The sequence below is a fragment of the Intrasporangium chromatireducens Q5-1 genome, from assembly GCF_000576575.1.
Taxonomy (GTDB): domain Bacteria; phylum Actinomycetota; class Actinomycetes; order Actinomycetales; family Dermatophilaceae; genus Intrasporangium_A; species Intrasporangium_A chromatireducens.
Genome location: NZ_AWQS01000209.1, coordinates 1 through 6,613, shown reverse-complemented (window position 1 = coordinate 6,613; position 6,613 = coordinate 1). Strand labels below are relative to the sequence as shown.

The following is a 6,613-nucleotide window of genomic DNA, read 5'->3' as shown; positions in this document are numbered from 1 at the left end:
TTAACTTCGAAGAGCCTGGAAAGCAGCCAATAAGGAGGCGACGAAGCAGCACTCCAGGCGCAAGATGCTCCGTGGCCGTTATGGCGAGGACGCAGTGGTTCGATACGACTTGCTCTACGACCGCCAGGAGGGGCGGTGTGCAATCTGCAAGAAAGAAGAGCGGTTGGTGGACGGCGACGGGCGTCGCACCAGCCTGGCCATGGATCACTGCCACGACACCGGCCGGGTGCGGGGCCTCCTATGTCGCTCCTGTAATGGTCTTCTCGGCCAGATCGGCGACCGGCCTGACGCGATACGGCGATTTCTGGACTACGTGCTCTCGCCGCCCGGCTACGAACTTCCTGAGCGGCTCGAGGTCCCGGAGAAGTGGGCGAATGAGTGGGGTCAATGTCAGAAATGCGGGACAGCGGCGGTGCCCCATGGCGGCGGAGGCCTGTGTCGCAACTGCTACATGCGTGCAGCTCGCGCTTCCGGCATGCCGTGGGCTGAGGACACCCGGACGCACGTGGCGCGCTCAGCCCCAGTCGGCGGCCGAAGCCGTCGTCAAAGGACTGAGTCTGCTGGCGCCCCGTTTTGTCCAAGTTCCGCTGAACTACGTACCACTGTCGTCCCTCGTGGCTAATGTCGGATTCGTTCATGCGGACGGCAGTAGGCAGGGTGGGCATGTACGCGGTAGTGGATACGGAGACAACAGGCCTGTCTCCCAATTTGAGGCACCGGATCGCTGAGATTGCGGTCGTGCTGGTGGATGCCCGAGGCAATGTCGAAGACGAGTGGTGCACGCTCATCAATCCGGACCGCGACCTGGGCCCGCAGCACATCCATGGCATCCGGGGTGCTGACGCGCGCCGAGCCCCGCGCTTCGAGGACATCGCTGGGCACCTGGTGCAGCTGCTGCAAGGCCGCGTCCTCGCGGCTCACAACCTGCGATTCGACCGAATGTTCCTCGACGCGGAGTTCGACAGGCTGGGTGTGCCCTTCCCCCTGGCGAACAACATGGGTCTCTGCACCATGACCCTCAGCAGCTCGCTCCTCTCCGGCGCGGGCCGCTCCCTTCGGGACTGCTGCTCGGCTGCCAACGTGCCCCTCACGGGCTGGCACAGTGCGCTTGCCGACGCGCGTGCCACCGCCGGACTCCTCGGGCGGTACATCGACCTGACCGACCCCGACTGGCCCTGGGCTGCTGATGTACCGAGCTTCACCGATGTCATGTGGCCTCATGTACCGCTGACCGCCTTTGAGATCTGTACCCGGTCGGACCAGGGACCTGCTGCGTCTGCGGCAGGGTTCGAGGCGGACGCCGGTCTTATGGAGCGGCTTGTGGACTTCATGCCCCGCGTGGACAGCTCGGACCTCGCAGACCCCTACCTGGCTGTGCTCGACGAGGCACTCTCGGATCGCTACTTGTCCGCTGATGAGAGCGCCTCCCTGCGAGCACTGGCCGAGTCGTTGGAGATCCCGAAGGACTCGCTCTTCAACCTGCATCGTGAGTACCTAAACGCGCTCGCGCGTCTGGCTCTGGCCGACGACCACCTGTCTGAGGAGGAGCGAGCTGACCTTTATCGGGTGGCCGACATCCTTGACCTTCCTGAGGGCGCGGTCGCCGCAGCTCTGGAGGCTGCGCGCCAGAGCGCCACACCCCTGACGCCTGCCCAGCTCGACCTAGAGCCCGGTTCACTCATCGTCTTCACGGGCGCGATGGCGGAGGAGCGAGAAGTCTGGATGCAGCGAGCAGCTGAGCACGGCTGGGTCTCGCATCCCGCTGTTACCAAGAAGGTGTCGCTGGTCGTGGCAGCTGACGTGGACTCTCTATCGGGCAAGGCCAAGAAGGCTCGCGGCTACGGGATCCCGATCATGAGCGTAGAAGACTTCCGCGCTGCTCTGGGATACGCCCAGCCTGACGCCAACGCAGGACTGCACGAGAACTGGGGCGACGGAGAGCGACTCTGGGCCAAGGCTCTTCGGGAGGAGCGCAGTGACTACTGAGGTGATCGAGGAGGCAACCTCCGAGGTTGCCAACGATCTCGCAACGACAGGGCCGGCCACGCTGAATGGCGCTCCGGCGCGCTCGCTGGCCACGCTCAGCAAACATGGCCGCAGCCAGGTCGCGGTGTGGCAGGTCAACTTCGCTGGGGTGGCCTGCGGGGCGTGGTTGCTCGACGCTCGCAACAAGGAACATGCCCTTGACATCCTTGCTCTCTGTGACAGGCGAGCTGTAATCGACGACAGTCCGAGCAGCGTTCAACTCATTCTGGAGCTGGCGGACATGGCACGCGTCGAGATCCCTGAGGCCGTGATGAAGGAGCGTCTCGCGAGCCTCGACGGGCTGCTCTCGGCGACTGCAGCTGCTCGGCGTGCCCACGCCGAGGCTGTGGTCGCCTACGGGAAGAGCGAAGGTAAGAAGCTCGCGCCATTGGCTTGGCGCACTGAAGTCCCACCCTCTCTCGATCAGCTCCGGCCTAGTCAATACCGGGGCTGGGCTGGGAAGGGAACTGCGCCGCACGCCTTTGGCATGTCGGTGTTGTCGCGCCAGCTGGTGCAGCTGTGGACGGACACGGAAACGGTCCGCCTGAGGCGCAAGTATCTGCGGGAGCAGTTCGGCCCCGCCCAGGTCTTGCCCGAAGCGTGGAGGGATGCGGCGCTTGCCGCATACGCGACTCCCTTCGGACTGCCAAGGGCAGGCAAGGATGACCCGGCGTGACAGAGCCCTGTCAGGACTGCTCGCGGTGCATAAGCCAGCCTTCGCTGGTCCATGGGCTGGGTCGTTCCGGCAGCGAAGGTCAGCGACTTTCTGAGTGGTGCCGGTCGTGCGGGCATCGCCTCAACCGCCATACTCACGGACCCGCACGCTCCGTTCTGGACGAGCGTGTTGACCAGGGCTTCGAGCTGATGGAGGGACCGCCGCCAATCGACAGTCCGCTAGGGAGGCTTCTAACAGAGCTGCGCGAGATCGCCGAGCAGTGACGCCTGCTCGACAGCAGAGTCACTACGTCACAACGAAAGTGGGCCATCGCAGGATGCCAATAAATGAATGGTGGGCGGGCGACCCATCCGAGCGGTACTGGCTTGAGATCACCAACCGCGACAACCTCGGTGAGAACCTCATCGCGCCCCAGCAGAACGATGCTGGCCGGGAGGAGTGGTCGTACACGTTGGTGAGCTACGTTCGCCCCGGCGACATCGTGTTGCACTGGACCAAGCTGGGGCAGCGCAGCATTGTTGGCTACTCGCGCGTGGTGACCGACCCCTTCGAGTCGTCGTTGGAGTGGCAGAGCCGAGGTTCCTACGGACGTACGCGCCCACCGTCTGGTGAAGAGGACGCATGGGAGGCGACGCTGGAGGGCTATGCGCAGCTGAGGCGTCCGGCAACTCAGGACGTACTGCGGGCCTTGGAGCCCCGGATCCGGGCGGTCCGTGATGACCTCGTCATCGAGCACGGTTCACCGATCTACTTCCCGTTTGCAATTTCCGACCTCCGTCCGCTGCGGGCATCGCAGGCGTACCTCACCAAGTTCCCCGCACGATTGGTCGAGCTCATCCCTCAGCTCCGCGAGGTGCGTCAGCTTGCTGCGGAAGAGCCAGGCGAGGAAACCACTGGCTCCTCTCGGCGCGCGACCAAGGACCGGGGGAGCAGTCGCGCAAGCGGCTTTGGGCGCGAGCATGACGCCAAGCGTCGTCGCGCGATCGAGCGGTACGCGGTGGAGTGCGTCATTAGTCATTACAAGGAAGCGGGCTACGACGTAGAGGATGTCGGGGACCGGTGTGCGTGGGACGTCACGGTGATCAAAGATGGTCAGGAGCTGCATCTTGAGGTGAAGGGCAGCAGCGTCGAGCGTGATGCCATTGACGTCACCGAAGGTGAGGTTCGGCACGCAGAAGACGTTGGGACAACGTTGATCGTCATAGACCAGATCCAGATGGACAGTCAGCTTCGATGTTCTGGCGGACGGTGGCGTCATTGGGACACATGGTCGCCAGTGCGAGAACTGCTTGCGCCCACTGCCTACCGTCATGTGCTTCCCGAGGGCGGAGTCATGGCAAGACCCAGAGCATAAAGGCTGCCAGCAGCCCTAGTCGCCATTCGCCCATTGGGGCATGGATACCGTCCAGAAAGGGACAAAACAACGCGATGAGCGTGGACGAGCGCACGATGTTCTCTGTCGAAGAGATAGTGGCCACGACATTAGAAATCGGTCGTAAACTTGGCCCAGATCGGCCTCTCTGGCATCGAGGACACACGTGCCCACAGCATGTTTTGAAAGCTAGTTTGCCTCGTCAGATAGAGGATGCGAAAAAGCTGCTTCCTCTGGAGCAGAGACTTATCACGCGGTTCCGGCAACGAAGTCTTCCCTACTGGCCGGCTGGCTACCCTCAGAACGACTGGGAGCAGCTCTTCGCAATGCAGCATTATGGGCTCCCCACGCGGCTCCTGGATTGGAGCGAGAACCTATTCGTGGCGCTCTACTTCGCATCGCTGAAGCATGAGCACCTCGTTGACGGCAAGCCGGTGGACTGTCCTCCGATTCTGTGGATCCTCGACCCCGTCGGATGGAATCAGCAAGCTCAACAGCTGAAGGGGTTTACAGATGTGGGGATCCTCAATACGGACGCGGAGGATCTCAAACCGTATGCGCCGACGGGGACGGAGCTACAACGGCGATACCCTCAGCCGCTCGCTATTTACGGAGCCCACAATTCGCCCAGAATCACCGCGCAGCGTGGGACCTTCACAATTACAGGCGACAGCCTAGAGTCGATGGAAACATTCGCTGCGGACCACAAGGAGCAATCGCTCTGGAAATTGGCCCTGTTCATTTCCAGAGAGGATTTGCAGAGGGATCTCGCTTCACTGGGCTTCTCTGAAAGCATGATCTTCCCTGATTTGGCAAGTGTGGCGAAGGAAGTCACGGCAATGGAAGGACTCAAGTGACCCCTACGGATAGCGCGAACGCGACCGCAACGCTTGAAGACGAGTTGCGAGAGGCGCGACGCACCATCTCCACCGACAGCTACCCGATGAGCATCGGTGAACTGACAAATCTCTTTAGGGAAGGTGAGCTGGTGATCCGGCCGGCCTTTCAGCGACTTTTCAGGTGGGAGGATGACCAGAAGTCGTTGCTGGTGGAGAGCATTCTTCTGGGAATTCCGCTTCCGTCGATTTTTGTAGCTCAGGACGCCACCGGGCGATGGGAACTAATCGATGGCCTGCAGCGGGTCTCCACGATCCTTCAGTTGCAGGGACTTCTCGACCCAGAGCAGTACCCGCCTCTCGTCCTGCAAGGCACCAAGTACCTCAAGAAGCTTGAGGGTCGGACTTGGGATGGATCGCCTGAAGACGCGCTGACGGATGCCCAGAAGCTTGATGTGAAGCGTTCGAAGATCGACGTCAAAATTATCAAGCGTGAGTCGAGCGAAGAGACGAAGTACGACCTCTTCCAGCGGTTGAACAGCTACGGCTCGACCCTGTCGGCCCAAGAGATTCGAAATGCAGTGCTTGTCGCTGTGAACCCCAACTTCGTTGAGTGGATTCAACAGCTGGCGAAGAGAGATTCGTTCGTGGAGACCACAATGCTTACGGACAAGGACGTGGCGGCAAAGTATGACGAAGACTTGGTGCTCCGCTTCCTTTGGCTGCACCGACAGCAAGACACAAGCACGGCTTCCTTGAGGCAGTTCCAGGAGAAGCTTGAGGAGCAGGCGCTTGCCATGGCGCGGGTGCACGACCAGGAGCGGGACCAGCTTGAAGAGGTCTTCGGCAGGACGTTCGACTTGTTGGCTGCAGAGGGCAGGGACCGTGTCTTCAGGAAGTGGGACCGGAACAAAGGAAGGTTCACCGGCGGATTCCTCAATACTGCTTACGAGGTGCTCGCGATGGGTCTTGGCTATCGGATCGCCAACCAAATGGACCACCGCAGCGACATTCTCGACGCAGCGAAGGAGCTCTGGGGGCAACCCGACATGAACACGCGATTCGCCACGGGGAAAGCAACGGAACAGCGGCTGGCTTTGATGTTGCCGAAGGGTCGCCAGCTGCTGGCACCGGCCGCCGAGGCAAATGACGGTTCGTGAAGTTCGCAGACACACCCCGTGCCAAAGCTGCTTGGGATCTGGGCTGGAACGCTGAGCCGCTACCCACACCCGGCAGAGCGGCTCCTGCGGCTGCACGACGCCCTCCGTCCAGCAGCGAGGGTCCGCGTCCGTCGTACATCTCACCAGGGTGGGGAATGACCCCTCCGAACGGATCGGCTCCACCGGTACGTGTTAGCACCGCGCTCGTTGCGCAGGTTCAGAACTCGATCTGCTCAGAATCCGCGAGGTAGCCCAGCCGTGGGGGGAGGGGCCCTTGAAGGGGCCCATCCCACCCGCTGAGTGTGTGCGCGAGAAATGCGCGAGCTGCTGAGGAAGTCGATCAGCCTTCTAGCGCCATGGCCAACTGGCCGGTTGTCGAGGGGCTTGTGCGCGAGCTGATCTGAGCACGTACTCCGAGCAGGGCCGCTGACCAGAGTCGTGGTGTCGTCGCGACCACTAGGTGACGTCTTTGAGGCCGAGCCGCCTGCGTCCTACCGCCGCCTGTCGACCGGTGGTTGTTACAGGGACATGCCGGTGCGAGGTT

6 protein-coding genes are annotated in these 6,613 nt (G+C 62.1%); all 6 read left to right on the top strand.

The window, feature by feature from the left end:
• Window positions 1–64 precede the first annotated feature (64 nt).
• The 6 genes from N864_RS26475 to N864_RS17600 all read left to right on the top strand — a co-directional run bounded on the left by N864_RS26475 (window position 65) and on the right by N864_RS17600 (window position 6,069).
• Window positions 65–622 carry an endonuclease VII domain-containing protein gene (locus N864_RS26475; protein WP_081793995.1) on the top strand — a complete coding sequence of 186 codons (558 nt, stop codon included), beginning with the start codon at window positions 65–67 and terminating at the stop codon, window positions 620–622.
• A gap of 41 nt (window positions 623–663) precedes the next feature.
• A complete protein-coding gene (locus N864_RS17620; RefSeq protein ID WP_162164545.1) occupies window positions 664–1,986 on the top strand; it encodes an exonuclease domain-containing protein in 1,323 nt (440 codons plus the stop codon).
• On the top strand, window positions 1,976–2,701 hold the full coding sequence (locus tag N864_RS17615) for a DUF6218 family protein (RefSeq protein WP_155892996.1): 726 nt from the start codon (window positions 1,976–1,978) through the stop codon (window positions 2,699–2,701). The genes N864_RS17620 and N864_RS17615 overlap by 11 nt, the downstream gene beginning before the upstream one ends.
• Window positions 2,702–2,960: 259 nt before the next feature.
• Window positions 2,961–4,055 (top strand): protein NO VEIN domain-containing protein, encoded by a 1,095-nt coding sequence (locus tag N864_RS17610; RefSeq protein WP_155892995.1) that lies wholly within the window; start codon window positions 2,961–2,963, stop codon window positions 4,053–4,055.
• Window positions 3,968–4,930 carry an FRG domain-containing protein gene (locus N864_RS26270; protein ID WP_338033655.1) on the top strand — a complete coding sequence of 321 codons (963 nt, stop codon included), beginning with the start codon at window positions 3,968–3,970 and terminating at the stop codon, window positions 4,928–4,930. The genes N864_RS17610 and N864_RS26270 overlap by 88 nt, the downstream gene beginning before the upstream one ends.
• Entirely contained in the window at window positions 4,927–6,069 is a 1,143-nt protein-coding gene (locus N864_RS17600; protein ID WP_034720001.1) for a GmrSD restriction endonuclease domain-containing protein, read from the top strand. The genes N864_RS26270 and N864_RS17600 overlap by 4 nt, the downstream gene beginning before the upstream one ends.
• The last annotated feature ends 544 nt before the right edge of the window (window positions 6,070–6,613 follow it).

Coding starts and splice junctions, on each gene's coding strand:
- N864_RS26475 (WP_081793995.1), top strand. CDS start 65: ATGCTCCGTGGCCGTTATGGCGAGGACGCAGTGGTTCGATACGACTTG.
- N864_RS17620 (WP_162164545.1), top strand. CDS start 664: ATGTACGCGGTAGTGGATACGGAGACAACAGGCCTGTCTCCCAATTTG.
- N864_RS26270 (WP_338033655.1), top strand. CDS start 3,968: ATGGTCGCCAGTGCGAGAACTGCTTGCGCCCACTGCCTACCGTCATGT.